The following is a 25132-nucleotide window of genomic DNA, read 5'->3' on the forward strand; positions in this document are numbered from 1 at the left end:
TCAGGCCCCCTTCGTCGTGGTGCGGCGTTCGGTGGGCTGGGTGACGCGGTCGAGCATCAGGCCGAGGCAGACGATCGCGGCACCGGCGACGAGCCCGACGGCGAGGTCGCCCTGGGCGAGGCCGAAGACCACGTCGTAGCCGAGCGCGCCACCGCCGACCAGGCCGCCGATGATGACGACGGCGAGGACCAGGACGACGCCCTGGTTGACGGCGAGCAGCAGCGAGGAGCGGGCCAGCGGCAGCTGGACCTGGCGGATCTGCTGGCTGCTGGTGGCGCCGAGCGAGCGGGCCGACTCCAGGGCGCCGGCGTCGACGCCGCGCAGCCCCTGGGTGGTGATGCGGACGACGGCGGGCAGCGCGTAGACCACGGCGGCGGCGACGGCCGGGGCGCGGCCGACGCCGAAGAGGGCGACGACCGGGATCAGGTAGACGAACTGCGGCATCGTCTGGAAGACGTCCAGGACGGGCCTGAGCGCGGCCTCCGCCCGGTTGGAGCGGGCGGCGGCGATGCCGGTGGCGAAGCCGAGCACCAGGGTGACGGCGACGGCGGCGAGCACCTGGGAGAGGGTGTCGAGCGAGGGGTTCCAGACGCCGAGGACACCGATCGCGGCCATCGCCAGGGTGGCGGTGAGCGCGGTGCGCCAGGTGCCGATGAGCCAGGCGAGGGCGGCGACGATCAGCAGCAGGCCCCACCAGGGCAGCCACTGGAGGCCGTCGCGGACCGGGTCGAGGACCCAGGTGGTGAAGTGCCCGGCCCAGTCGGCGGTGCCGCCGATCAGGGGCACCCCGGAGTAGAGGTGGTCGGTCATCCAGTCGACGGCCCTGTTGACCGGTTCGGCGATGCCGTAGGTCCAGGTGGCGGGCCACTCCAGAGCGGAGGCGAACCGCGTGCCGAGCGCGACCGCGAGGGTCGCGACGGCGGCCACGGCCCAGCCGACGGCCGGGGAGACGGGGCCCGAGGCGGCTTCCCCGGCGCCGATGCGGCGGCCGGCGGCGGCGGTGGTGCGGTCCAGGACGACGGCGAGCAGCACGATGGGGATGCCCGCGGCGAGCGCCGCGCCGACGTCGACGGAGGCGAGGGCCTGGTAGACGCGGTCACCGAGGCCGCCGGCGCCGATCACGGAGGCGATCACGGCCATCGACAGGGCCAGCATGATCGTCTGGTTGACGCCGAGCAGCAGTTCCTTGCGGGCCAGCGGCAGCCGGGCGGTGAACAGGCGCTGGCGGGCGGTGGTGCCGAGCGAGGTGACGGCCTCCATGACGCCCGCGTCGGCGCCGCGCAGGCCGAGCGCGGTGAGCCGGGCCATGGGCGGCGCGGCGTAGATGACGGTGGCCAGTACGGCGGCGGGGACGCCGATGCCGAAGACCAGGACGACCGGGAGCAGGTAGGCGAAGGCCGGGAGGACCTGCATGGTGTCGAGGACCGGCCGCAGCAGCCGGAAGACCCGGTCGGAGAGGCCGGCGGCGAGACCGAGCAGGGCGCCGAGGATCACCGAGGCGAGGACCGCGACGATCATCAGGGCGAGGGTCTGCATGGTCGGCACCCACATGCCGAGCACGCCGCAGAGCAGGAAGGCGACGGCGGTGCCGACGGCGAGCTTCACGCCCGCCGCGCGCCAGGCGATCAGCCCGGCGGCCACGGTGACTCCGGCCCAGCCGCCCGCGAGCAGCACCAGGTAGACGGCGCGCACGGAGAGGACGACGGCGTTGGAGACGTGGCCGAAGAAGTAGAGGAAGAGCGGGTGGCTGTCGCGGTTGTCGATGATCCAGTCGCTGGCGGAGCCGAGCGGTCCGGAGACGTCGACGGTGAGCGCCTCGGGCCAGCTGCCCGAGGCCCAGCGGGCGTGGGCGAGCGGCACCAGGACGGCGGCGAGGACCGCGAGGGCCAGCAGCTTGGTGAGGGCCGGGTGGCGGCGGGCGAGGCCGGTGAGCCCGGCGCCGGTACTGCCCGGCGGGGCGGCGGCGCCCGTGGTCGGGGCGGTGGTGGCGGCCATCAGAGCACCGCCTCCCCCGCCTTCGCGGGCGGCGCGGCGGGTCCGGGGTCGGCGCCCGCGACCACGCCGAGGAGCCGGTGGTGGTCGACGACGCCGAGGCAGCGGCCGGAGTCGACGACACGGGCGGTCTCGCCGGTGCGGGCGACGGCCTCGATGGCCTCGGAGACGGTGGCGCCCGGGGAGAGGGCGGGGCCCTGCTCGGCCTCGGAGCCGGTGGCCGGGCGCATCGCGGTGCGCACGGTGAGGACCTGCTCGCGCGGCACGTCGCGGACGAAGTCGCGGACGTAGTCGTCGGCGGGCGAGCCGACGATCTCCTCGGGGGTGCCGAGCTGGACGACGCGGCCGTCGCGCATCAGCGCGATGCGGTCGCCCAGGCGCAGCGCCTCGGAGAGGTCGTGGGTGATGAAGACCATGGTGCGGCCCTCCTCCTGGTGGAGCCGCTTGACCTCCTCCTGCATGTCGCGCCGGATCAGCGGGTCGAGGGCGCTGAACGGCTCGTCGAAGAGGAGGACCTCGGGGTCGACGGCGAGGGCGCGGGCGAGGCCGACGCGCTGCTGCTGGCCGCCGGAGAGCTGGCCGGGGCGGCGGTCCTCCAGCCCTTCGAGGCCGACCAGGGCGGCGGTCTCGGCGGCCTTGGCGCGGCGTTCGGCGCGCGGGACGCCCTGGATCTCCAGGCCGTAGGCGACGTTGTCGAGGACGGTGCGGTGCGGCAGCAGGCCGAAGTGCTGGAAGACCATGGCGGCGCGGCGGCGGCGCAGTTCGCGCAGCCGGTTCTTGTCCATGGCGCGGACGTCCTCGCCGTACATGGCGAGCTTGCCGGCGGTGGGCTCGATGAGCCGGGTCAGGCAGCGGACCAGGGTGGACTTGCCGGAGCCGGAGAGGCCCATGACGACGAAGACCTCGCCCTGGCGGACGTCGAAGCTGACGTCGTGGACGGCGGCGGTGCAGCCGGTGGCGGCGCGCAGCTCGACGGGGTCGAGGGCGGCGAGCGCCGGGTCGGCGGGGACCCGCTCGGCCTTGGGGCCGAAGACCTTCCAGAGGTTCTCGACGGAGAAGACGGGGGTGTTCTCGTCCGCGGGGGCCTCCCGGCCCGGCGGCGTGGCGGTGGTGGTGGCGCTCATCGGGCGTCACCGCCCAGCATCTCGGCGCACTTCTCTCCGACCATGAGGACTCCGATCATCGGGTTGACCGCCGGCATCGTCGGGAAGACGGAGGCGTCGGCGATGCGGATGTTGGTGAGGCCGCGGATCTTCAACTCAGGGGTGACCACGGCGAGTTCGTCGTCCTCGGCGCCCATCCGGCAGGTTCCGGCGGGGTGGTAGACGGTGTGCGCGACCTTGCGGGCGTACTCGCTGAGCGCTTCGTCGTCGGTGATCCCGGGGCCGGGGGCGACCTCGCGCTTGAGCCAGCCGGCCAGCGGTTCGGTACGGGCGATGCGGCGGGCGATCTTGATGCCGTCGACCAGGGTCTGGGCGTCGTAGTCGTCCTCGTCGGTGAAGTACCGGAAGTCGAGGGCCGGCTTGACCTCGGGGTCGGCGCTGGTCAGGTAGAGGCGGCCGCGGCTGTGCGGCTTGGGGATGTTCGGGGTCATCGACACGCCGTGCGCGGGGCGTTCGTAGCCCAAGCGCTCGGGGTTGTCGGTGAAGGGGATCTGGTAGAAGTGGAACATCAGGTCCGGGCCGCGTCCCTTGGGGTCGCGGCGGACGAAGAGCCCGGCGTCGCTGTCCATCGCCGAGTTCTCGGGTATGGGTCCGTCGGTCTCCCAGACGATGACCGACTCGGGGTGGTCGAGCAGGTTCTCGCCGACGCCCGGCAGGTCGTGGCGGACGGTGATGCCGAGCTTCTCCAGGTCGGCGCGGGGCCCGATGCCGGAGTGCAGCAGCAGCCGCGGCGAGTCGACGGCCCCGGCGCAGAGCAGCACTTCGCGCCCGGCCTCGACCAGGATCTCCTCGCCGTCCTTGGTCCGCACGTGCACGCCGGTGGCGCGGTCCCCGTCGAAGGCGAGCTGGTACGCCCAGGTCTCCAGCATGAGGTGGAGGTTGGGCCGGTCCAGGTACGGGTGGAGGTAGGCCACCGAGGCGGAGGACCGCTTGTTGTTCTCCGGGTGGTAGGCCAGGTCGAAGAAGCCGACGCCCTCGCTGAACGGCTTCTGGTTGAACCCGTCGACGTGCGGCACGCCGAGCGCGCCCTGCGCGGCGTCGACGAAGTCGCGGGCGATGGCGTTCCGGTCCTTCTCGTCGACCGGGACGATGTTGTTCTTCAGCCGCGCGTAGTACGCCTCCATCGGCACGGCGCCCCAGCCCTCGGCGCCGGCGGTCTCCCACTCGTCCCAGTCGGAGGGGAGCGGCTTGAAGGCGATGAGGGTGTTGTGGGAGGAGCAGCCGCCGAGGACCTTGGCGCGGCTGTGCCGGATGTGGCTGTTGCCGCGTGGCTGCTCGGTGGTGGGGTAGTCGTAGTCGAGGTCGCCGCCGAGCAGGCCCATCCAGCGGCGCAGCGTGAGGACGTCGGGCCGGTCGATGTCGGAGGGGCCGCCCTCGATGATCGCGACGGTGGTGTCCGGGTTCTCGGTCAGCCGGGAGGCGATCACCGATCCTGCGGTGCCGCCGCCGATGACGACGTAGTCGTACGTGGGCATGTTGCTCCTCCTTGGCCTGCAAGGTGCTGCGCGTGGTGGGGCGTCGCCGCCTGGTGCGGCCGCCTGCGTGCTGCGGGACTTGCGGTCGTGGCTCTGCGTGGGGGGTACGGGCGTCCCGGGTGGGGCGGGGTGCCCTGGCCCGGCCGCCGGATCGGGTGCCGGCGGCCGGACGGGGTGGCGGACCCGGGGTCAGCCCGCGAACCAGCGCACCGGCTTGGGCGCGAGGTTCTGGTAGACGTGCTTGGACTCGCGGTACTCGGCGAGTCCGGCGGGGCCGAGTTCGCGGCCGGTGCCGGACTTGCCGAAGCCGCCCCATTCGGCCTGCGGCAGGTAGGGGTGGAAGTCGTTGATCCAGACGGTGCCGTGGCGCAGCCGGGCGGCGACCCGGCGGGCGCGGCCCGCGTCGGTGGTCCAGACGGCGCCGGCCAGGCCGTACTCGGTGTCGTTGGCGAGCGCGACGGCCTCCTCCTCGGTGGTGAAGGTCTCCACGGTGAGGACCGGGCCGAAGACCTCCTCGCGGACGACGCGCATCTCGCGGTGGCAGCCGTCGAGGACGGTCGGCTCGAAGAAGTAGCCGGTGGCCGGGCGGACTTCGCTGGGCTCGGGCTGCTTGCCGCCGGTGCGCAGCACGGCGCCCTCCTCCAGGGCGGAGGCCACGAACCCCTGGGTCTTCTCCAGCTGGGCCTGGGAGACGAGGGGGCCGCACTCGACGCCCTCCTCGGTGCCCCGGCCGAGGCGGATGAGCTGGGCGCGGCGGGTGAGTTCGGTGACGAAGCGCTCGCGCACCGACTCCTCGATGATCAGGCGCGAGCCGGCCGAGCAGACCTGGCCGCTGTGGATGAAGGCGGCGTTGAGGGCCTGGTCGACGGCGGTGTCGAAGTCCTCGTCGGTGGCGCAGGCGTCGGCGAAGACCACGTTCGGGTTCTTGCCGCCCAGTTCCAGCGCGACCTTCTTGACCGAGGCGGCGGCGGCCTGGGCCACCTTGGTGCCGCTGACCAGGCCGCCGGTGAAGGAGACCAGGTCGACGTCGTCGTGGGTGCCGAAGCGGGCGCCGACGGTGTGGCCGGGGCCGGTCACCAGGTTGGCGACGCCCTCGGGCAGGCCCGCCTCGGCGAGCAGACGCATCAGGGCGATCGTGCTCAGCGGGGTGATCTCGCTGGGCTTCAGGACGAAGGTGTTGCCCGCCGCCAGCGCGGGGGCCACCTTCCAACTGGCCTGGAGCAGCGGGTAGTTCCACGGCGTGATCAGGCCGCAGACGCCGACCGGCTCGTGCACGACGACGCTGTGGACCTCGTCGGTCCCGGCGTCGACCACGCGGCCCGCGCCCTCGCCGACGACCAGGTCGGCGAAGTAGCGGAAGGCGTCGGCGACGCAGTCGACGTCGACCCGGCCCTCCTCCAGGGTCTTGCCCGCGTCGCGGCTCTCCAGCAGGCCGATCTCCTCGCGGTCACGGACCAGCAGGTCGGCGACGCGGCGCAGCAGGGCGGCGCGCTCGGCGACCGGGGTGTGGGGCCAGGGGCCCTGGTCGAAGGCGCGGCGGGCGGCGGCGACAGCGGCGTCCGCGTCCTCGGTGCCGCCCTCGGCGACCACCGCGAACGGCTTGGCGTCCGCCGGGTCGATGATCTCCCGGACGGCCCCCGACGTGGCCGCGCGCCACGTTCCGTCCACGTAAATGGTCTGTTCTGCCGACACGTCGTGTTTGCCTTTCGATCCAAGGGGTGTGCTGCCGCCTGCCTGCACGGCAGCCCGGTGCACCTGCCCATGGGCGTCGAATCCATGCCGTGTGGTGGGGGCATCGTGGGATGGCTCACCGGCGCCGTATGACATACGGCGCCTTTACTGGGCAAAGGGGGCCTTACCGTTGGTCACGTTGGTGCGGCGGTGTGTTGCCGCGCGGTGTGTTTCGGCCCTCCGGGCCGGGGGTGGGGCCTCAAGCGCCGGCCGGGCTGATGGAGGGGTTCGGTGGGATCGACCGTGCCGGTCACCGATGGCCTCAAACGCCGGCCGGGCTGAGAAGTGGCCTCAGACGCCGGCCGGGCTGGAAGGTGGCCGGCCGGGATAGACGGTGACCGGGGCCGGGGTGGAAGGCGGCCAGCCTGGGCGGAAGGTAGCCGGGGCCGGGGTGGAAGGCGGCCGAGGCCCGGGGGGAAGGCGGCCGACCCGCCTAGGCGTCCGGCTTCGGGGGGCGGAGGAGGGATACCGCTTCGGTGAGGGAGAGGGTGGGTTCGGCCTTGCGGAGGGCTCGGACTGCGGCTACGGAGTCGCGGTCTCCGGTGAAGGCGACGGAGGCGAGGCGGGCGTCGAGCCAGCGGGTTCGCAGGGTGTCCTCGTCGAGGCGGGCGGCGCGGGCCACGGCGAGGGCGCGTCGCAGGCCGGGGCGTTCGCTCTCAGGCGCGTCGGCGAGGGTGCGCTCCAAGGCGGCGAGGACCTCGTCGGAGTCCTGGACGAAGCGCAGCCGGGTCTGGTTCTTCGGTGTTCCCCACATGACGGTTCCCTACCTGAACGCGCTGGAGCTACACACCAGTTGAGCAAGATCTGAGACTGGGCCGCCATCGGGGGCACACGCCGGGCATGCTGAGGAACTGGTGGGACCTGGAGCGTACGGAAGAGCTGTCGCCCCGGCAGGAGCGGTGGCTGCGGCGGGCGTGGTGGCTCTACTGGTCGATGCTGGCCCTGAGCGTGGGCCTCGTCGTGCTGCGGGTGGTCGAGGGAGACCCCCCTCTCCAGATCCTGTTCTCGGCGCTGCTGGTCGCCGTGTGGATCTTCAATCTGTACGCGCTGCGGAAGCGGCTCCGGGGTCACGAAGCCGCCTCGGCCGCCCGCCAGGAGGGCTGAGCGCCGCCGATCTGCGGGTCCGCTCCCCCGCTCGTACGCTGGGAGGAGCCGCAGATCGGCGGAGGTGAAGCCATGCCCCATCCCATCCGCGCGGCAGCCGCAGCGGCGGCGTCCACCCTGCTCGCGGCGACCGCGGCGCTGGCGGCGCCCGGAGCGGCGTCCGCCGCCGAGGACGACCTGAGCCGGCTGAGCGCCGAGGAGATCGCCGAGCGCGCCCGTACCGAGCTACGCGGTGCCGCCTCGCTGCGCGTCACCCTCGACCAGGACCAGTTCGACGGCGGCACCGGCGCCCTGGAGGACCCGGCCACCGCCGACCTCGCCATGGACGAGCGGGGCCGGTGCGCGGGGAACGTGACGCTGACCCGCGGCCGCGGCAGCGTCGAGCTGGTCAAGCGGGGCGACGAGGTGTGGGTGAAGCCCGACCGGGACTTCTGGGAGGCCCAGCTCCCCGGCGGTCAGGGCACGGCCGCCGCCGACACCCTGCACGGCCGCTATGTGCACGGCTCCACCCGGGACGGGGTCCTCGCGGCGGTCACCGAGGCGTGCGACCTGGACTCCCTCAAGGAGGACCTGACCGGCGAGGCCACCCCGGACAAGGGCACCCGGATGACCAAGGGCGCCGCCACCACGGCCGTCTTCACCCCGGTGATCCCGCTGCTGCGCCAGGGGGACGGCGAGCGCGTCACCCTCTACGTGGCCACCGAGGGCCCGCCCCGCCTGGTCCAGGCGACCCGCACCTCCGACGTCAAGGAGGACACGGTCACCGTGACCGGCTACGGCGCCACGGTGCGCGCCGAGCCGCCGGCCGAGGAGGACACGGTGGACCTGAGCACCCTGCGTGACCGCCTCGGGCCGCTCTGAGGGAGGCACGGGGGGCGTACGACGCGAAGCAGCCTCCGGCCGCCCGGGTCGCGGGGGTCGGAGGCTGCTTCTGGGTCACCGTGGCCGCGTGGTCGGTGCGCTCGCGCGGTCACGGGAGACGGGGGCGGCCCGGGGGCCGGGGGTGACTCAGATGAGGCCCAGGGCGCGGACGGCGTCGCGCTCCTCGGCCAGCTCCTGCACCGAGGCGTCGATGCGGGCGCGGGAGAACTCGTTGATGTCCAGGCCCTGGACGATCTCGTAGGTGCCGTTCTTGGTGGTCACCGGGAACGAGGAGATGAGGCCCTCGGGGACGCCGTACGAGCCGTCCGACGGGATGCCCATGGAGGTCCAGTTGCCCTCGGCGGTGCCGTTGACCCAGGTGTGGACGTGGTCGATGGCGGCGTTGGCGGCGGAGGCGGCCGAGGAGGCGCCGCGCGCCTCGATGATGGCCGCGCCGCGCTTGGCGACGGTCGGGATGAAGTCGTCGGCCAGCCACTGCTCGTCGGCGATGACCTCGGCGGCGTTCTTGCCCGCGATCTCCGCGTGGAAGATGTCCGGGTACTGGGTGGCGGAGTGGTTGCCCCAGATCGTCAGCTTCTTGATGTCCGAGACCTGCGCGCCGGTCTTCTTGGCCAGCTGCGACAGGGCGCGGTTGTGGTCCAGGCGGGTCATCGCGGTGAAGCGCTCGGCCGGTACGTCCGGGGCGGCGGCCTGGGCGATCAGGGCGTTGGTGTTGGCCGGGTTGCCGACGACCAGGACCTTGATGTCGTCCGCGGCGTGGTCGTTGATCGCCTTGCCCTGGGGCTTGAAGATGCCGCCGTTGGCCTCCAGCAGGTCACCGCGCTCCATGCCCTTGGTGCGGGGGCGGGCGCCGACCAGCAGCGCGACGTTGGCGCCGTCGAAGCCGACGTTCGGGTCGTCGGTGATCTCGATGCCCTGGAGCAGCGGGAAGGCGCAGTCGTCGAGCTCCATGGCGGTGCCCTCGGCGGCCTTGAGGCCCTGCGGGATCTCCAGGAGGCGGAGCCGGACCGGCACGTCCGCGCCGAGCAGGTGGCCGGAGGCGATGCGGAACAGCAGCGCGTAGCCGATCTGGCCGGCCGCGCCGGTGACGGTGACATTCACGGGAGTGCGGGTCATGGCGATCTCCGTTAGACAGCGGGCGGTGGGGCGTACCCCAGGTGCGGTGGACCCACCGGGCCGGGCCCGGAGCCGGTCATCCGGCACCCGGGTCGCGCGGCGCTGGATGATCGATCTCTTGGTATCAAGAGAGTTCCGGTGGTCAGGCTATCGCGCTCCCGGGGTCACGCCAGGTGCGGGTGCTGTGGCGGGCCTCACGTGCCGCCTCCCCGCCCGGGGCCGCCCCGTCCGTGCCCCGGGCCCGGGGCACGGACGTACGGCCGGTGACGTTCCGTCGGGAGTGGGCGGGGTCACCCGCCGGGGCTCCGTGGCCACCGGGGCGCGCCCGCCCCGCCCGACGCCGTCACGGCGTCGGTGTCGTTGACGGAGTCGTGCACCCCGTCGTGCCGGCGGCCAGGGTGGCGCACGCCTTGGCGTCGGCCGGGTTCTCGACGGCGAGCATCGCGGTGTACGCGTCGAAGGTGGTGGCGACCTTGGCGCTCTCCTGCGCCTCGGTGCCGACGTCGATGGCGATCTCGTCGCCGGCCGCGGCCTGGGTGATGCGGGCCCAGGCGGCCTCGCAGGTCTTGCTGTAGCGGATCTCCACCACGGTGGGGCCGACGGTGGCGGTGGCGCTGGTGACGGCCTGTTCGCCCGCGCACCCCATCGCCTCCGGGTCCTCGCCGGTGCAGTCGGCGCCCGCGCACTTCACGCCCGCCGGCAGCTTCTTGGCCGTCTTGGTGGGCTTGGCGGTGGGCTGCGGGGCGGGCTCGTCGCCGGGGGCGAGGAGGAAGAAGCCGCCCGCGACGAGGGCGAGGGCGGCGACGGCACCGCCGAGGATCAGCGGCAGACGCCTGCCCTTGCCGCCCTTGCCGCTGCCGCCGGAGGCGTCGCCGCCGGGCAAGGGTCCGGGCGGGACCGCGGCGCCGGGCGGGCCGGGCTGGCGGGGTACGGAGGGTATCGGCGGGGCCTCGCGGACGCCCGCCGGGGCGCCGCCGCGCCCGCCGGGGCCGTCCGCGCCGTTGACCTTGGCGCGCGCCCCGGCCTTGGGGGCCCGGTGTCCGAGGTCGATGCCCTGCGGCGGGGTGAAGTCGCCGAGGGCCGCCCGCGCCTGGGTGATGCGGATGGCCTCCATGGTCATGTCGTGACGCATCTCGGAGCGGCTCCAGGCGCGCTCGGCCAGCTCCCACATGGTGGTGAGGTGGACCGGGTTGGTGCCGGTCGCCTCGGCGAGGGCGATGATCGCCCGCTTGGGCGCGAGCAGCCGCCCGTTCAGATACCGTTCCCAGGACGTCTTGCTGTAGCCGGTGCGGTCCGAGACCGCGGCGATGCTCAGCCCGCTGCGGTCGACCAGCCGGCGCAGCTGCCCCGCGAACTCGCGGACCTGCGGATCGAGTTCCTCCGGCAGTGGTTTCCATCGAGCCATGACGTGCCCCCCATTCCCCCCGTACCTGCCTTGCTGCTGCTTCCCCGTGCGGTGTGCGGTCGCCCCCGGTGCTACCGCTCCCCACCCTATTTCCCCGGGCCGCCTGGCGGACCGAGTCCCTCCGGAAGCTCCGGCCGCCGGTCGTGCGGCCGAGTTCCGACCTACCCCGAGGATGCGTGCGGCAAGGATGCCAGTTCCCGGACACGGGGCGCACGGGTGCACGGAGGCATCCGCCGCGCACAACGCACGCCCCGGTGAAGGGGGATGGCCTTCACGGGACGCACACAGTCTCCCACCGGAATGCGTCACCCCGGGACGCCGTTCGTTGCGGGACGGGAACACCGTGCCGGAACCGTCACTTCCGTGCGACAGGGCCCCTCACGACCTTGAGGTGCCCATGGCGCCTCGCTCAATCTGTACCGGGGCGCCCGCCCTCCGACGGGGGAGAGGACGGGCGCCCTCTCTTCCGCCGCCCGGCAAAAGCTCGCCCTCCGCGCGGATCAGCGCACGGGGGCGCACTCCTCGGGGCCGTGCACCGGCAGCAGGCAGGCCGTCGCCCCGGCCGCGGCACCCGGCCCGGAGACCCCGGTCATCAGCGTCGCCAGGTACCCGGCGGCCTCCTCCTCGCCCACCGGCCCCGCCGTCCGCGCGGGCGCCCCGGGCAGCCGCAGCGCGAACCGGTCCCCGGCCCGCAGCCCGCTGGCCCGCGCCCACAGCGCCCGGCAGTCCCGCCCGTACCGCACCTGGACGCGCCGGCCCTCCTCGGTGCGGTGCTCGGCGAGGGTGACCACGGCGTCGGCCCGGTCGCACCCCAGGGCGCCGGGGGCCAGCCCGTCGCACCCGGGGCCGGTGCAGCCGTGCACGAGGGGGCCGTCCTGCCGCCACGGGCCGGCGTCCGGCTCGGACGCGGCGGCCAGCGGGGCGCGTTCGGCCAGCGCCTTCACCCCGGCGCCCGCCCCGGCGACGACCGCCAGCACCGCACCCGCCACCAGCAGCCACCAGCTCCGCCGCCGCCGGGACGGCCGGGCGACGGGCTCCGCCGTGATGCCGGTCTCCGCAGGCGCGGCGGGCACCCCGGGCGTCCCCGTCCGCCCCTGGGCGGTGTACGACCCGCGCCCGCTCCACTCGGCGTCGGCCAGCTCCCACAGCGCCAGCAGCCGCGCGGGCCGCTCCCCCGCCACCTGGCAGAGCGCCACCACGGCGGCCCGGGGCACGGGCTGGGCGCCGGAGAGGTACCGGCCCCACGACGACTTGCTGTACGGGGTCACGGCGGCCAGAGCGGCCAGGCTGTGCCCGGACCGCTCGCGCAGGCAACGGAGTTCGCCGAGGAGGCGGCGGCACTCCGGGGGTGTCGCGTCGTCGGTCATCGGCGCAGCTCCCCCCAGGTGTCGGGGCCCACGACCCCGTCGACCGGGATGCGCCGGGCGGCCTGGAAACGCCGGACCGCCTCCTGGACCACCGGCCCGTACAGCCCGTCCACGGCGCCCGGGTCGACCCCGTGGTGGCGCAGCAGGCACTGGGCCTCGACCACGTGCCAGCCGGAGCTGTTGATGTCGAGGTACGCGGTCCGTTCGTGGCTGTGGCCCGCGTGCAACAGGCCCTCGGCGCGGTGGACACGGCAGGTGTGCTCGGCCCCGCGCCGCCAGCGCTCCCCGTCCGGCCGCACCAGGTCGGGGCCGTCGGCGCGGCCCGGCCCGGCGGCGGCCCGCGTCCCCGAACCGGCGACCAGACCGGTGGTCAGCCCCACCGCGAACCCCAGCGCCACCGCCCCCACCAGGAGCGCGGCAGCGACCGCCGTACGCCGCCGGCCCGCCGGCGGGCCGGGCGGTTCCGGGTGCTCCCCGGCCCAGGAGCGCGAGGCCGGGCCGGTGTCCGCGAGCGGCTGGGCGGTCCCCGTGCTGTGCCCGTCGGCGGCCCGGTGCTCGGTGGCCACCTCGTGCAGGGCCAGCAGCCGGGTCGGGTCGACCCCGCAGACCTCCGCCAGCCCGATCACGGCGGCGCGCGGCACGGGCGCCCGCCCGCTGAGGTACCGCTCCCACGACGACCTGCTGTACCCGGTGCGCGTGCCGAGCGCCGAAAGGCTGAGCCCGCTGTGGTCCTTCAGCCGCCGCAGCTGTACGACGAGCTGCCGCTCACGCCGGTCGAGACCGGCGGGCAGTTCCGCCCAACGTGCCATGTGTGCCGCCCCTGTCACCCGCTCCGCCCGCCACCACCCGTCACCGGCGGTCGCCCTCAGGCCGAAGCATGGCGGACCGACCGGCCCGTCCATGCGCGATACGGCCCGGAATCACCCGATCCGGAGACCTCTGCCCGGGGTTGCGCCGGAGTGTGCCGGGCGCGTGCGGTGGCCCGCACGGCGCGAACAGCGCGCATGCGGCTCACGACTTGGGCCGCGCGCCGCGGGGCCTGGGACACCGGGTGCGGATGGCTCCACCCCGACGTGGTGGCGATGGACGTCCGCATGCCCCTCATGGACGGCATCGAGGCCACCCGCGCCGTCCTGCGCACCGTCCCCGACCCGCCGAAGATCGTGGTCGTCACCACCTTCGAGAACGACGCGTACGTGTACGGGGCGCTGCGCGCGGGCGCCGACGGCTTCCTCCTCGAGCGCGCCCGCCCGGCCGAGATCGTGCACGCCCTGCGCGCCGTCGCCGCCGGGGACTCGCTCCTCTTCCCCTCCTCCGTAAGGGAGTTGGCGGCGGCCCACGCCCAGGAACCCGGCTCCGCCGAGGCCCGGGAGACTCTGCGCCGGGCCGCCCTCACCGACCGCGAGGGCCAAGTCCTCCGCATGATGGCCCGCGGCCAACGCGGAGATCGCCACCCATCTGACCGTCGGCACCGAGACCGTCAAGTCCCACGTCAGCGCCGTCCTGTCCAAACTCGGCGCCCGCGACCGCACCCAGGCGGTCATCGCCGCGTACGAGTCGGGCTTCGTCTCGCCGGGCTGAGACGAGGCTCCGGCGGACGATCGCCCTCTCGACCGCGCCGACCCCCGCCACTACTGTGACGCCATGCAATCGGGGGATACGACGGCTGCCCTGGAGGCCCTGCCGCCACTGGAGTCGGCCGAGCACCACGGCGCCGCGATGGCCATCTGCACCTCACTGGCCGAGGCCGACGTGGCGGCGCTGGAGGAACTGATCCGCGACACCGCCGATCCGTTACGGGCCTTCAACGCCTTCTACATCCTGCTGGCCCGCCACCGCCGGGCCCTGGACGGCGGCCGGTTCCGCACCCTGTACCTCCGCCACGCCGGACGCTTCAGCGCCGTACCGATGCGCGCCGTCCTCGAATCCGACCTCGCTCTCCTCGACCCGATGGGCCCGAACTTGCCGGCCGCCCTGCGCCACGCCGTCACGGCCGTGACCGCCTACCCGGACAACCTCGCCCTGGTCGCCCACCACGCCCGCGTCCTCGCCGAGTACGGCTGGAGCGGCGCCGAGACCTCCGAGGACGAGGTGCGCGAGGCCCTGACCCAGGTGGAGCGGGCCGTGGAGATCAGCCCCGACCAGCCCCGCTACCGGGCGGTCCGCGCCCAGCTCGCCGCCCTGCTGAACGACTTCGACACCGCGCTCGCCTCCATCCAGCGCGCCCTGGACCTGGAGGACTCCTCACGCGCCGGCTACGCCGTACGCATCGTCGAGTTCCACCGCATACGGGCCGACATCGTGCTGCGCCGGGAGACCGAGCAGAACCGCACGACCCTGCGGGAGACCGCCGAACGCCTGGAACGCTCCATGGAGGAGCGCGTGCGGCGGGTCGCGGAGGAGACCCGCGCCCACGAGCAGAAGGAACTCACCCGGCTCCGCTCGGAGACCCTGGCAAGCCTCGGCCTGCTGGCAGCCGTCATCGCCTTCATCGCCACCGGCACCCAGATCGCCCAGGACCTCCCCGTCCGCGAGGCACTGCGCATGCTCGCGGGCCTCGCCGGCATGCTCACCCTCGTCTTCACCGCCTTCGGCGCCATCTTCGGCATAGGCCGCCCCTCCCGCCTCATCCTCCCCGGCCTCTTCGGCGCCACCCTCTTCCTCTTCGCCTGGGCAACGGCATGACCTGACGACGCCCCCCCGAACCGCCTCCCAGAGCCCGGCCAAAACCAAGCCCGGCCGGCGCATGAGGCCGCATTGGAAAGCCCGGCCGGCGATTGAGGCCATCAGTGACCGTCGGCCGAGGCATCACCTCAGCCAAACGACAGCCCGGCCGGCGCTTGAGGCCAAACCAAGCCCGGCCGGCGCTTGAGGCCACCCCCCGCAACCGCGCCGCGAGGCTAGTCCACCGTGAAGTGCAACGTCCGGTCCAGGAACGGCAACTCAAGCAGCGGGTCGGGCTGCTGCATCAGCGCGAGCACCACGATCACCACACCGAGCACGGAGTACGTCACCAGATCCGTGAACCGCGAGCGAACAGCGAGCATCCCCACGGAGGGCAACCACCACCGCAACCCCGCCCCGACGAGCAGCGCCACCCCGATGAGCAGGGTGCCGACCCGGGTGACGTCGAAGGCGGTGAGGATCAACCCCAGCCCCACCAGCGAGAGCACCAGCAGCATCGGCCACTGCCGGGCGGGCGCGGGCGCGTCCCCGGCGGCGGCCCGCCCCCCGCCCTCGGGCCGGGCGATGGAGCGGGTGATCCGCGGGAAGCGCCGCGACCCGGGCTCCCGCCGGGTCCACCCCAGCTTGGCCACGCCGGTGCGCACCCCGGCCCCGGCGCGTGTGGCCCCGCCGGCGGGCTCGGGGCGCGGCTCCGGGGCCATGGGGGTCTGCTCGGCAGTGGGCCGGTCGTCGGGGGCGTCGGTGCTCATCGGTGGCGGCCTCTTCGGGGGATCAGGCGGCGGAGGCGGCCTGGCGCTCGGCCGCCTCGACGACGTTGACGAGGAGCTGGGCGCGGGTCATCGGGCCGACTCCGCCCGGGTTGGGGGAGATCCAGCCGGCCACCTCGGCGACGCCGGGGTGGACGTCGCCGACGATCTTGCCGTTCTCGTCGCGGCTGACGCCGACGTCGAGGACGGCCGCGCCCGGCTTCACGTCCTCGGGCTTGACCAGGTGCGGCACCCCGGCGGCGGCCACGATGATGTCGGCGCGGCGCAGGTGGGCGGCGAGGTCGCGGGTGCCGGTGTGGCACTGGGTGACCGTGGCGTTCTCGGAGCGGCGGGTGAGCAGCAGCGGCATCGGGCGGCCGATGGTGACGCCGCGGCCGACGACGACCACCTCGGCGCCGTTGATCTCGACGCCGAAGTGACGCAGCAGCGTGACGATGCCGAACGGCGTGCAGGGCAGCGGCGCGGGCTCGTTGAGTACGAGGCGGCCGAGGTTGGTCGGGTGGAGGCCGTCGGCGTCCTTGGCCGGGTCCATGAGTTCGAGGATGCGGTTCTCGTCGATGCCCTTGGGCAGGGGCAGCTGCACGATGTAACCGGTGCAGGCCGGGTCCTCGTTGAGCTCCCGGACGACCGCCTCGATCTCCTCCTGGGTGGCGGTGGCGGGCAGTTCGCGCTGGATGGAGGCGATGCCGACCTGGGCGCAGTCGCGGTGCTTGCCCGCGACGTACTTCTGGCTGCCCGGGTCCTCGCCGACCAGGACGGTACCGAGGCCGGGCAGCACGCCCTGGGCTCGGAGAGCGGCCACACGCTGGGCCAGCTCGGACTTGATCGCGGCCGCGGTGGCCTTGCCATCGAGAATCTGGGCGCTCATACCCCCATCCTCGCGGATGCGCGCCCTCCGCCGCCAATCCGGGCCGGAGTACGGACGCGGGGGCCGGGACGACGCCTTTCCCGGGCCGCCGTTTTCGGCCATCCGGTCCGCTCTGCCCGAATGATCACGGAGGTTGCACTTGCACAACGTCCACGGCTGGTGACTGGACAAGACCCCGGTGTATTGAGAACGATGATGTGCAGACAGTGCCGCGGGCAGTGCCGGGGGGAAGCGCCGCTTACGTCTTTCATCGCAACCTCCTGCGCGGGCCGCGCGTCCCCGCGCTTCAACGGAGGAATCCCGCCATGAGTTTCGGCGACCCCAACAACCCCTACGGTCCCCCGCAGGGCCAGCCCGGCGGCTACGGCTCGCCCCAGGGCCAGCCCGGCGGCTACGGCGCCCCCCAGGGCCAGCCGGCCTACGGCTACCCGCAGCAGGGCGGCCAGCCGGGCCAGCCCGGTTACGGCTACCCGCAGCAGGGCGGTCAGCCGGGGTACCCGGGTGGCCCGGGCATGAACCCGATGAAGCCCGAGATGCCGGGCCTGATGAAGACGGCCCGCGTGCTGCTCTTCATCGTGGCCGGCCTCCAGATCCTGGTCGGTCTCCTTTTCGGTGTCGCCATCGGCGCGGCCAAGGACGTCGCCAACGGCATGGACACGGACGCCGCCAACGGCCTCGTCGGCCTCGGCTACGTGCTGGTCTTCCTCCTGCTGGCGCTGGCCGTCCTCGCCATCGTGCTCGGCGTGAAGTTCTCCACCGGCGGCTCCGGCATACGCATCACGACGATCGTCTACGCCTCGCTGATGCTGCTCGGTTCGCTGAGCAACCTCTTCGCGGGCGAGGGCGGCTCGGCCACCTTCGGCGGCATCGTCGCGCTGGCGATCTACGGCATCATCCTCGCCGCGATGGTCAACAGCCAGGCTTCCGTCTGGTTCAACCGCCCGCGTTACTGACCCGCGCGAGCAGCTGAGACGGCCGAGGGCCGCGCCCCCGCTCGGGGGCGCGGCCCTCGGCCGTCTCGCGTTGCGGTCAGTGGAAGAAGTGGCGGGTCCCCGTGAAGTACATGGTGACGCCGGCCTTCTTGGCGGCCTCGACGACCAGTTCGTCGCGGACCGAGCCGCCGGGCTGGACGACGGCGCGGACGCCGGCCTCCAGCAGGATCTCCAGCCCGTCGGGGAAGGGGAAGAAGGCGTCGGAGGCGGCGAAGGCACCCCGGGCGCGCTCCTCCCCGGCCCGCTCGACGGCGAGCTTGGCGGAGTCGACGCGGTTGACCTGGCCCATGCCGACGCCGACCGAGGCACCGTCCTTGGCGAGCAGGATCGCGTTGGACTTGACGGCGCGGCAGGCCCGCCAGGCGAAGGCCAGCTCGGCCAGTTCGCCCTCGCCGAGCGCGTCGCCGGTGGCGAGCGTCCAGTTGGCCGGGGAGTCGCCGCCGGCCTGGAGGCGGTCGGCCTCCTGGAGGAGGGCGCCGCCGTCGATCTGCTTGGTCTCGACGGTGGCGGCGGGCGGCTCGGGGCAGCGCAGCACCCGGATGTTCTTCTTCCGGGTCAGCGCCTCCAGGGCGCCGTCCTCGTAGTCCGGGGCGACGATGACCTCGGTGAAGATCTCCGCGACCTGCTCGGCCATCTCCCGCGTGACGGGCCGGTTGACGGCGATGACGCCGCCGAAGGCGGAGAGCGGGTCGCAGGCGTGCGCCTTGCGGTGGGCCTCGGCGACGTCACCGGCGACGGCGATGCCGCACGGGTTGGCGTGCTTGATGATCGCGACGCACGGGTCCGCGTGGTCGTAGGCGGCGCGGCGGGCGGCGTCGGTGTCCGTGTAGTTGTTGTAGGACATCTCCTTGCCGTGGAGCTGCTCGGCCTCGGCGAGGCCGCCCTCGCCGAGGGTGTAGAGCGCGGCGGGCTGGTGCGGGTTCTCGCCGTAGCGCAGCACGGTGGAGCGGGTCAGCGCGGAGCCGAGGAAGTCGGGGAAGCCGCTGTCGTCGGCCGCCGCGTAGTCGTCGGCGAACCAGGAGGCGACCGCCACGTCGTACGCGGCGGTGTGCTGGAACGCCTTGGCGGCGAGCCGCTTGCGGGCGGCCAGTTCGAAGCCGCCGTCGCGGGCGGCTTCCAGGACGGCGCCGTACTGGCCGGGGTCGGTGACGACCGCCACGGACGGGTGGTTCTTGGCGGCGGCGCGGACCATCGAGGGGCCACCGATGTCGATCTGCTCGACGCACTCGTCGGGGGTGGCGCCGGAGGCGACGGTCTCCCGGAACGGGTAGAGGTTGACGATCACCAGCTGGAACGGCTCGACGCCCAGCTCGGCGAGCTGCTCGCGGTGGCTGTCCAGGCGCAGGTCGGCGAGGATGCCGGCGTGGACGCGGGGGTGGAGCGTCTTGACCCGGCCGTCCAGGCACTCGGGGAAGCCGGTCAGCTCCTCGACCTTGGTGACGGGGACACCGGCGGCGGCGATCCGCCCGGCGGTGGAGCCGGTGGAGACCAGCTCGACGCCCGCCTCGTGCAGCCCGCGGGCCAGCTCCTCCAGGCCCGTCTTGTCGTAGACGCTGACCAGGGCGCGGCGGATGGGCCGCTTCGTACCTTCGGCGGTCACGGAATCAGAACCTTTCGTCCCTCAATGCGGTGGCCGTTGCGGGCCAGACGCCCCACGACCTCGACGAGCAGCGTGCGCTCGACGTCCTTGATGCGTTCGTGGAGGGCGGCTTCGCCCTCCGCCGAGTCGTCCTCGACGACCTCGACCACGCCCTGGGCGATGATCGGGCCGGTGTCGACTCCGTCGTCGACGAGATGAACGGTGCAGCCGGTGACCTTGACGCCGTACGCGAGCGCGTCGCGTACGCCGTGGGCCCCGGGAAAACTGGGGAGCAGCGCGGGGTGGGTGTTGACCACCCGGCCGCCGAAGCGGGCGAGGAACTCCTTGCCCAGGATCTTCATGAACCCGGCCGAGACGACGAGGTCCGGCTCGTACGCGGCGACCGCCTCGGTCAGCGCCCGGTCCCAGGCGGCCCGGTCGGGGTGGTCCTTGACCCGGCACACGAACGAGGGGATTCCGGCGCGCTCGGCGCGGTCCAGTCCGGCGATCGCGCCCCGGTCGGCGCCGACGGCGACCACCTCGGCCCCGTACGCCCCGGCGCCCTGGGCGGCGATGGCGTCGAGGAGGGCCTGAAGGTTGGTCCCGGAGCCGGAGACGAGGACGACGAGGCGCTTCGGGCGTGAAGACGCGGCGCTGGGAAGCGGCGAGGCCACGGCGGGGGCCTTTCTACGGTGACGCCGGCCGTGCGGGCACGGCGCGTACGAGCGGTGCGGGAGGCGCTGCCTTGTCCGCCCGGACACCTTTGTGCGGTCGTACAAAGGTCGCGCTCTCCGCGATACGGGGAACTCTACGAAGCTCCCGACCGTCAGCAACGATACCGGCACACTCACCGGCCCCCACGGGACGGGGGCCCGAGGGGGCGGTAGCGTCTGGGAGGGGTCCCCAGGGGCCCTCGGGCCCGTCCCGGCAGCACACCACCCGCACCGGACCACCGGATTCACCACCGAGGGAAGACACGCACCTGATGCCGGACCGACGCTCCGCCGTGAGCCTCCGCCTCCCCCTGCCCACCGCTGCCCCCGGCTTCGGGGGCCTCGCCCTGCCGGGCGCCGCCGCGACGGCCCCGGATGCGTGGGGCGTGGTGGCGGTCAGGGAGAGCTCGGAGACGGAACGGAAGTCCTCCTCCGAGCCGGAAGGCCGTTCCGGCTCGGATTCCGGTTCCGGGTCCGACTCCGGTTCCGGCCAGTCGGACAACCCCTTCGCGGCGCCGCCCGAGGGCCGGCCCGACCAGCCGTGGAAGCCCCGGACGCCCGCCGGAGGCTCCGACGACGGCTCCGGGCAGGGCGGCGGGGGTGGCCGCTGGAGCGACCGCCAGCCCGGCCGCTCGCCCAACCCCTTCGGTTCCGGTTCGCGCGACGGCAGCGGCGAGGGGCGCCCGCCCGGCCCCCGCTGGGACCCGCGCGACCCGGGCCAGCGCCGCGCCCGGTACGCCCTGCTGTCGGGCATGTGGTCGTTCTTCTTCGCTCTCTTCAACTGGCCCTCGGTCGCCCTGCTGCTCGGCGCCCTCTCGGTGTACTGGGGCGTGACCTCGCTGAAGATGCGCGGCAAGTCCGCCGAGGGAGCCGACGGCGAGGCCCGCGAGAAGCGCGGGCCGGGCGAGAGCGCCCCGGCGCCCACCGAGTCGGGGACCCGCCAGCAGACCACGGCCGCCGTCAGCGGCCTGGTCACGGCGGGGCTGGGGCTCGCCCTGGTGGCCGCGATGTTCGGCGCCCGGATCGTCTACAGCGACTACTACTCCTGCATGGACGACGCGCTGACCAACGCCACCCGCGACACCTGCGAGAAGCACCTCCCGAAGGACCTGCGCCCGCTGCTGGGCGTCAACACCGAGAACAACGGCTGAGCGGGCACCCCGTGTGAGCGGGCGGACGGGGCACTCCCGTCCGCCCGCTCACGCGTCCGGCTCCCGCCCGGCGGGCCGCTCCCCCGGCGGGGCCGGCTCTTCGGCGGGCAGGGCCCGCCAGTCCTCGGGGCCGTGGGCCGGAAGCTGGTCGTACAGGTCGTACGGGGTGCCGAAGGAGCCGCCGAGCGCGGCCACCGGGTCGGGGCGGGAGACCCGCTCCCACCAGTCCAGCGGGTCGACGCGTTCCGGGTCGTCGTCGGGCTCGTCGGCCTCTTCCTCGATGTCCGCGTCCGCGTCCGCTCCGGGGCGGGCCTCCGGGTCCGTGCCGCCGTCCGCCGCGCCCGGCACCGCCAGCCCCGTCCCCGTCATGGCGATCCCGAAGAGCCCGGCCCCGGCCCACCGGCCACCCCCGGCCCCGGCCTCGCGCGGCTTGCGGGTGCGCAGCCGCCAGGCGCGCAGGGCGAGGGCGGTGGGGACGCCGAGAAGCAGGGTCCAGGCGAGCGCGGCCCCGCCGGCCGCCCACCAGACGGGGCCCAGCTCCGCCAGCCGCCCCGTCCCGAGCGGGCCGCCCGCCGCCCGGGCCGCGACCGCGCAGACCAGACCGGCGACGAGGGCGGCCAGGGCGGCGGTCGCGGCGGTGACCGGGGCGGACCAGGGCGGGGGCGCTCCTTCCGCGTCCGTGCCGGAGGAGCGGTCCGGGGCCGCCGCGCGCCCCGTGAACCAGCCCGCGGTGATCCCCGCCACCACCGGGATCGCGGCACAGGCCCAGGTCAGCGGCGTACCGGACCCGTCCGGCGGGACCGCGGCCAGCAGCGGGAAGGGCGGCAGGGCGGGGCCGGAGGTGGCGGCGAGCGGCGTCACGAGAGTGCCGGTGCCGACCTGGAACCCGGTGCCGAGCGCGTAGGCGGCGCCCCAGATCACCGCGTTGGGGAGGAGGGCGAGGGCGAGCAGGAGGACGGCGAGCCGCCCCGACCAGACGTCGGTGAGCATCAGGTACGAGGCGCGGGCCGGGTCCCGGTGGAGGGTGAGCGAGACGCCTACGAGGACGGCGCCGCCCCCCGCGAGGGTGAGGGCGGCGGCGAGCCCGGCCCGGCAGGCGGTGGCCCCGCGCCGCCCGGCCAGCGCCGCGCGCACGCCCCCGGAACCGCTGTCCGGCCCGGCGGGTGACGGTGCGTCGGCTCCCCGGCCGCGCACGGAGCGGAGTCCGGTGAGGGCGGCGGCGAGCGCCAGCAGCGGCAGGTGCCAGGCGGCCTCGCGCAGGGTGGGGCGCAGCTCGCCCCCGGTGGCGTAGAGGGCGGCGAGGGCGCCGACGGCGGTGTAGCCGCCGGTAACGCCCCAGACAACGGTGCGGGCGGGGATCTCGGGCGCTTGGGGCGTCTCCGGCTCGGCGGCGTCCCGGGCGGCGCGGCGGACCAGCCAGAACGGGAGGAGGGCGAGGAGCAGCGGGGTCAGGCCGAGCGGGGCGGGGACGCCGGTGAGCGTGTCGGCGCGGGTGAGTCCGACGCCGTGGCCCAGCAGCCACAGGCTCACGGCGGTCCCGGTGGCGCCGCCGGGACCGCTGTCCGGGTAGGGCGAGCCGATCCAGAGCGCCATGACCACCACCGCGTACGCGCCGAGGCCGAGACCGGCGGCGACCGCGCCGCCGAACAGACACCCCGCCAGGGCCGGCGACCGGTCGCGGAGGCGGTCGGCAAGGGCCTGGAGACGGGCGGCGGGTGAAAGGGAGTCATCGGTCATTCGGGTCACACCGGTCATGCTCCCAATGCCACGGAGGGGATGCGCGCAACAGGCGAAGTCCGGAGGTGTCGCCGAAGATACGGTTATGTACTTTTCCGTACGGACGGGTGAGGTGTGCCCGCGCTGCCCGTGCCCGCCGCCCGTCCTGGCGGTCCCGGCCCCTGCTGTGGAGAACGCGACATGACGAACCGTCCCGCCCCGACGCTCCCGACCCCCGCGGAACGCCGGAGACTCCGCGAGGCGGCCTCCCTCAGCCAGGCGGCGCTCGCCGCGCGGATGAGCGTCACCAGCACGACCATCCACTCCTGGGAGACCGGGCGCGCCACCCCTCGCGGCCGCGCCCTGGAGGCGTACGCCAGCTTCCTCACCACCACGGCCGGCCGCCCCGGACCGGCCGGAAAGCCCGTCAGAACCTCGCGGTCGCAGGCGGGGACGGCGGTGAAGGGGGCCGAGGACAAGGCCCGGGGCGAGGTGGGCGAGAAGGCCGAGGCCCCGCCGGAGCCCGCCCGCGCGGAGGCGTCCCGCCCGCGCCCCGCCCGGCCGGAACCGCCGCGTCCGTCCCCGCGCCCCCCGCGCCCGACCGGGGCGACCCCCCGCGAGGCGTTCGACGCGCTCTACGCCTCCTGCGCGGGGGTGCTCGTCCGGCAGACCTACCTGCTGACGGGCCGGCACACCGTGGCGGTGGAGTCGGTGGAGCGGGCGTTCCAGCTGGCCTGGGCACGGTGGCCGGAGGTCGCGGTGGACCGGGACCCGGCGGGCTGGGTCCGGGCCGCCGCGCACGAGTACGCCCTCTCGCCCTGGCACCGGATGCGGGCCGCCCACCGCCGCCCGGCCACGCCCGGCACCGTCCTCCCGCCGCCGCGCGGCCGCGCCGACCACGACCTGATGGACGCCCTGCTCTCGCTCGCCCCCCGCCACCGCCGCACGCTGCTGCTCTACGACGGCGTGGGCCTGGACCTGCCCGAGACGGCGGCCGAGACCGAGGCGACCACCCGCGCCGCCGCCCACCGGGTGCTCTCGGCGCGGGCCGCCGTCGCCGAGCGGGTCCCGGCCCTCGCCGACCCGGCCGCCCTGCACCGGCGGCTCGACGCCCTTTCCCCGCTGGAACCGGCCACGGAGGAGCAGGGGGCGCTCATCCGTACGGGGGGTGAGCGCCGGGTACGCCGGTGGACCCGGTCGGCCGTGGTGCTCACCGCGGTGATCGCCGGGGCGACGGCCTTCTGCGTCAGCGTCGCCCCCGACCACTACGTCCGGCCGCCCGCGGCGGGCGAGGCGATCACCGGGGTCCCGCCGCACGCGGGACCCGGCCCCCTGTCGGAGGAGGACCGCTCGCTGCGGGAGAAGCTGCGCGAGCACCCGGCGGCCGGACCGGAACGGGTCAGGCCGCTGCCGCGCTGAGCGCCGCCCGTCCCCGGGTACGCCTGAGGGCCCGCACCCCCGGCAGGGGATGCGGGCCCTCAGGCGTCGCTGGTCGCGCCGTCAGGCGCGGGACCGGTCGGCGAGTCAGCCGGCGAGGATCGCGCGGGCCAGCTCGGCGGTCTCGGTCGGGGTCTTGCCGACCTTGACACCGGCGGCCTCGAGGGCCTCCTTCTTCGCCTGGGCGGTGCCGGAGGAGCCGGAGACGATGGCGCCGGCGTGGCCCATGGTCTTGCCCTCGGGCGCGGTGAAGCCCGCGACGTAGCCGACGACCGGCTTGGTGACGTTGGCCTTGATGTAGTCGGCCGCACGCTCCTCGGCGTCGCCGCCGATCTCGCCGATCATGACGATCAGGTCGGTCTCGGGGTCCGCCTCGAACGCCGCGAGGGCGTCGATGTGCGTGGTGCCGATGACCGGGTCGCCACCGATGCCGACGGCGGAGGAGAAGCCGATGTCACGCAGCTCGTACATCATCTGGTAGGTCAGCGTGCCGGACTTGGACACGAGACCGATGCGGCCGGGCTTGGTGATGTCGCCCGGGATGATGCCGGCGTTGGACTGGCCGGGGGTGATCAGGCCGGGGCAGTTCGGGCCGATGATCCGGGTCTTGTTGCCCTTGCTCGACGCGTACGCCCAGAAGGCGGCCGAGTCGTGCACGGCGATGCCCTCGGTGATCACGACGGCCAGGCCGATCTCGGCGTCGATCGCCTCGACGACGGCGGCCTTGGCGAACTTCGGCGGGACGAAGATGACGCTGACGTCGGCGCCGGTCTTCTCCATCGCCTCGGCGACCGAGCCGAAGACGGGGACCTCGGTGCCGTCGAAGTCGACGGACGTGCCGGCCTTGCGCGGGTTCACGCCACCGACGATGTTGGTGCCGTCACCCAGCATGAGCTTGGTGTGCTTCATGCCCGTGGCACCGGTCATGCCCTGGACGATGACCTTGCTGTCCTTGGTGAGGAAGATAGCCATGGTGTTGGAGTCCCTCG

The 25132-nt window shown here is 74.4% G+C and carries 21 protein-coding genes and 1 pseudogene; 7 read left to right on the plus strand and 15 right to left on the minus strand.

Annotation, left to right across the window (positions count from 1 at the left end):
- The 5 genes from IF45_RS0100790 to IF45_RS0100810 form a co-directional block, all read right to left on the minus strand.
- A complete protein-coding gene (locus tag IF45_RS0100790) occupies positions 1-1995 on the minus strand; it encodes an ABC transporter permease (protein ID WP_030304848.1) in 1995 nt (664 codons plus the stop codon).
- Positions 1995-3116: a quaternary amine ABC transporter ATP-binding protein gene (locus IF45_RS0100795; RefSeq protein ID WP_003948487.1), complete on the minus strand. Its 1122-nt coding sequence runs from the start codon at positions 3114-3116 to the stop codon at positions 1995-1997. Before IF45_RS0100795 ends, IF45_RS0100790 begins: the two co-directional genes overlap by 1 nt.
- Positions 3113-4630 (minus strand): GMC family oxidoreductase, encoded by a 1518-nt coding sequence (locus IF45_RS0100800; protein WP_003948488.1) that lies wholly within the window; start codon positions 4628-4630, stop codon positions 3113-3115. The genes IF45_RS0100795 and IF45_RS0100800 overlap by 4 nt, the downstream gene beginning before the upstream one ends.
- 189 nt (positions 4631-4819) lie before the next feature.
- On the minus strand, positions 4820-6298 hold the full coding sequence (locus tag IF45_RS0100805) for an aldehyde dehydrogenase family protein (RefSeq protein WP_370443939.1): 1479 nt from the start codon (positions 6296-6298) through the stop codon (positions 4820-4822).
- Positions 6299-6794: 496 nt separating this feature from the next.
- Positions 6795-7115 carry a hypothetical protein gene (locus tag IF45_RS0100810; RefSeq protein ID WP_003948490.1) on the minus strand — a complete coding sequence of 107 codons (321 nt, stop codon included), beginning with the start codon at positions 7113-7115 and terminating at the stop codon, positions 6795-6797.
- A gap of 86 nt (positions 7116-7201) precedes the next feature.
- Between IF45_RS0100810 and IF45_RS0100815 the strand changes: the two genes are divergently transcribed.
- Positions 7202-7465, plus strand: a complete 264-nt coding sequence (locus IF45_RS0100815) for a hypothetical protein (protein WP_003948491.1) — start codon at positions 7202-7204, stop codon at positions 7463-7465.
- A 72-nt stretch (positions 7466-7537) separates the two neighbouring features.
- Positions 7538-8326: a hypothetical protein gene (locus tag IF45_RS0100820; protein WP_030304852.1), complete on the plus strand. Its 789-nt coding sequence runs from the start codon at positions 7538-7540 to the stop codon at positions 8324-8326.
- Positions 8327-8473: 147 nt separating this feature from the next.
- On the opposite strand, the gene IF45_RS0100825 is transcribed toward IF45_RS0100820, so the two are convergent.
- The 4 genes from IF45_RS0100825 to IF45_RS0100840 form a co-directional block, all read right to left on the minus strand.
- A complete protein-coding gene (locus IF45_RS0100825) occupies positions 8474-9463 on the minus strand; it encodes a malate dehydrogenase (protein WP_003948493.1) in 990 nt (329 codons plus the stop codon).
- Positions 9464-9806: 343 nt separating this feature from the next.
- A complete protein-coding gene (locus IF45_RS0100830) occupies positions 9807-10868 on the minus strand; it encodes a helix-turn-helix domain-containing protein (protein WP_030304853.1) in 1062 nt (353 codons plus the stop codon).
- 500 nt (positions 10869-11368) lie between these two features.
- On the minus strand, positions 11369-12235 hold the full coding sequence (locus tag IF45_RS0100835; RefSeq protein ID WP_030304854.1) for a helix-turn-helix domain-containing protein: 867 nt from the start codon (positions 12233-12235) through the stop codon (positions 11369-11371).
- Positions 12232-13044: a helix-turn-helix domain-containing protein gene (locus tag IF45_RS0100840; protein ID WP_030304855.1), complete on the minus strand. Its 813-nt coding sequence runs from the start codon at positions 13042-13044 to the stop codon at positions 12232-12234. Before IF45_RS0100840 ends, IF45_RS0100835 begins: the two co-directional genes overlap by 4 nt.
- Positions 13045-13239: 195 nt before the next feature.
- Between IF45_RS0100840 and IF45_RS31170 the strand changes: the two are divergent.
- A pseudogene (locus tag IF45_RS31170) lies at positions 13240-13816 on the plus strand (LuxR C-terminal-related transcriptional regulator).
- 63 nt (positions 13817-13879) lie between these two features.
- Entirely contained in the window at positions 13880-14920 is a 1041-nt protein-coding gene (locus IF45_RS0100850; protein ID WP_242534339.1) for a hypothetical protein, read from the plus strand.
- Between the two features lie 215 nt (positions 14921-15135).
- Here IF45_RS0100850 and IF45_RS0100855 read toward each other — a convergent pair whose 3' ends face one another.
- Positions 15136-15669, minus strand: a complete 534-nt coding sequence (locus IF45_RS0100855) for a DUF3017 domain-containing protein (RefSeq protein WP_030304858.1) — start codon at positions 15667-15669, stop codon at positions 15136-15138.
- A 22-nt stretch (positions 15670-15691) separates the two neighbouring features.
- Positions 15692-16555, minus strand: a complete 864-nt coding sequence (locus IF45_RS0100860; protein ID WP_003948498.1) for a bifunctional methylenetetrahydrofolate dehydrogenase/methenyltetrahydrofolate cyclohydrolase — start codon at positions 16553-16555, stop codon at positions 15692-15694.
- A gap of 305 nt (positions 16556-16860) precedes the next feature.
- On the opposite strand from IF45_RS0100860, the gene IF45_RS0100865 reads away from it, so the two are divergent.
- Complete coding sequence (locus IF45_RS0100865) at positions 16861-17508, plus strand: hypothetical protein (protein ID WP_008410620.1); 648 nt, start codon at positions 16861-16863, stop codon at positions 17506-17508.
- A gap of 76 nt (positions 17509-17584) precedes the next feature.
- Here the strand turns inward: IF45_RS0100865 and purH are convergent, their stop codons facing one another.
- Both purH and purN read right to left on the minus strand, forming a co-directional pair.
- A complete protein-coding gene (gene purH / locus IF45_RS0100870) occupies positions 17585-19147 on the minus strand; it encodes a bifunctional phosphoribosylaminoimidazolecarboxamide formyltransferase/IMP cyclohydrolase (RefSeq protein WP_003948500.1) in 1563 nt (520 codons plus the stop codon).
- Positions 19144-19800, minus strand: a complete 657-nt coding sequence (purN, locus tag IF45_RS0100875; protein ID WP_008410614.1) for a phosphoribosylglycinamide formyltransferase — start codon at positions 19798-19800, stop codon at positions 19144-19146. The genes purH and purN overlap by 4 nt, the downstream gene beginning before the upstream one ends.
- 311 nt (positions 19801-20111) lie before the next feature.
- Here purN and IF45_RS0100880 point away from each other — a divergent pair, with 311 nt between their 5' ends.
- Positions 20112-20990 (plus strand): hypothetical protein, encoded by an 879-nt coding sequence (locus IF45_RS0100880; protein WP_030304860.1) that lies wholly within the window; start codon positions 20112-20114, stop codon positions 20988-20990.
- A gap of 48 nt (positions 20991-21038) precedes the next feature.
- Here the strand turns inward: IF45_RS0100880 and IF45_RS0100885 are convergent, their stop codons facing one another.
- On the minus strand, positions 21039-22727 hold the full coding sequence (locus IF45_RS0100885) for a cell division protein PerM (protein ID WP_037637459.1): 1689 nt from the start codon (positions 22725-22727) through the stop codon (positions 21039-21041).
- 180 nt (positions 22728-22907) lie between these two features.
- Here IF45_RS0100885 and IF45_RS0100890 point away from each other — a divergent pair, with 180 nt between their 5' ends.
- Positions 22908-24125 (plus strand): helix-turn-helix domain-containing protein, encoded by a 1218-nt coding sequence (locus IF45_RS0100890; protein WP_030304863.1) that lies wholly within the window; start codon positions 22908-22910, stop codon positions 24123-24125.
- Positions 24126-24230: 105 nt separating this feature from the next.
- Here the strand turns inward: IF45_RS0100890 and sucD are convergent, their stop codons facing one another.
- The gene (gene sucD, locus IF45_RS0100895; RefSeq protein ID WP_030304865.1) at positions 24231-25115 is read right to left on the minus strand and encodes a succinate--CoA ligase subunit alpha; all 885 of its coding nucleotides are present in this window, start codon (positions 25113-25115) and stop codon (positions 24231-24233) included.
- Positions 25116-25132 lie beyond the last annotated feature (17 nt).

It is taken from the genome of Streptomyces albidoflavus (genome assembly GCF_000719955.1).
Taxonomy (GTDB): Bacteria; Actinomycetota; Actinomycetes; order Streptomycetales; family Streptomycetaceae; genus Streptomyces; species Streptomyces albidoflavus.

Bases quoted from the DNA above. Each gene is read 5' to 3' on its own strand.
- IF45_RS0100790 (WP_030304848.1), bottom strand. From the start codon at position 1,995: ATGGCCGCCACCACCGCCCCGACCACGGGCGCCGCCGCCCCGCCGGGC.
- IF45_RS0100795 (WP_003948487.1), bottom strand. From the start codon at position 3,116: ATGAGCGCCACCACCACCGCCACGCCGCCGGGCCGGGAGGCCCCCGCG.
- IF45_RS0100800 (WP_003948488.1), bottom strand. From the start codon at position 4,630: ATGCCCACGTACGACTACGTCGTCATCGGCGGCGGCACCGCAGGATCG.
- IF45_RS0100810 (WP_003948490.1), bottom strand. From the start codon at position 7,115: ATGTGGGGAACACCGAAGAACCAGACCCGGCTGCGCTTCGTCCAGGAC.
- IF45_RS0100815 (WP_003948491.1), top strand. From the start codon at position 7,202: ATGCTGAGGAACTGGTGGGACCTGGAGCGTACGGAAGAGCTGTCGCCC.
- IF45_RS0100820 (WP_030304852.1), top strand. From the start codon at position 7,538: ATGCCCCATCCCATCCGCGCGGCAGCCGCAGCGGCGGCGTCCACCCTG.
- IF45_RS0100825 (WP_003948493.1), bottom strand. From the start codon at position 9,463: ATGACCCGCACTCCCGTGAATGTCACCGTCACCGGCGCGGCCGGCCAG.
- IF45_RS0100830 (WP_030304853.1), bottom strand. From the start codon at position 10,868: ATGGCTCGATGGAAACCACTGCCGGAGGAACTCGATCCGCAGGTCCGC.
- IF45_RS0100835 (WP_030304854.1), bottom strand. From the start codon at position 12,235: ATGACCGACGACGCGACACCCCCGGAGTGCCGCCGCCTCCTCGGCGAA.
- IF45_RS0100840 (WP_030304855.1), bottom strand. From the start codon at position 13,044: ATGGCACGTTGGGCGGAACTGCCCGCCGGTCTCGACCGGCGTGAGCGG.
- IF45_RS0100850 (WP_242534339.1), top strand. From the start codon at position 13,880: ATGCAATCGGGGGATACGACGGCTGCCCTGGAGGCCCTGCCGCCACTG.
- IF45_RS0100855 (WP_030304858.1), bottom strand. From the start codon at position 15,669: ATGAGCACCGACGCCCCCGACGACCGGCCCACTGCCGAGCAGACCCCC.
- IF45_RS0100860 (WP_003948498.1), bottom strand. From the start codon at position 16,555: ATGAGCGCCCAGATTCTCGATGGCAAGGCCACCGCGGCCGCGATCAAG.
- IF45_RS0100865 (WP_008410620.1), top strand. From the start codon at position 16,861: ATGAGTTTCGGCGACCCCAACAACCCCTACGGTCCCCCGCAGGGCCAG.
- IF45_RS0100880 (WP_030304860.1), top strand. From the start codon at position 20,112: ATGCCGGACCGACGCTCCGCCGTGAGCCTCCGCCTCCCCCTGCCCACC.
- IF45_RS0100885 (WP_037637459.1), bottom strand. From the start codon at position 22,727: ATGACCGATGACTCCCTTTCACCCGCCGCCCGTCTCCAGGCCCTTGCC.
- IF45_RS0100890 (WP_030304863.1), top strand. From the start codon at position 22,908: ATGACGAACCGTCCCGCCCCGACGCTCCCGACCCCCGCGGAACGCCGG.
- sucD (WP_030304865.1), bottom strand. From the start codon at position 25,115: ATGGCTATCTTCCTCACCAAGGACAGCAAGGTCATCGTCCAGGGCATG.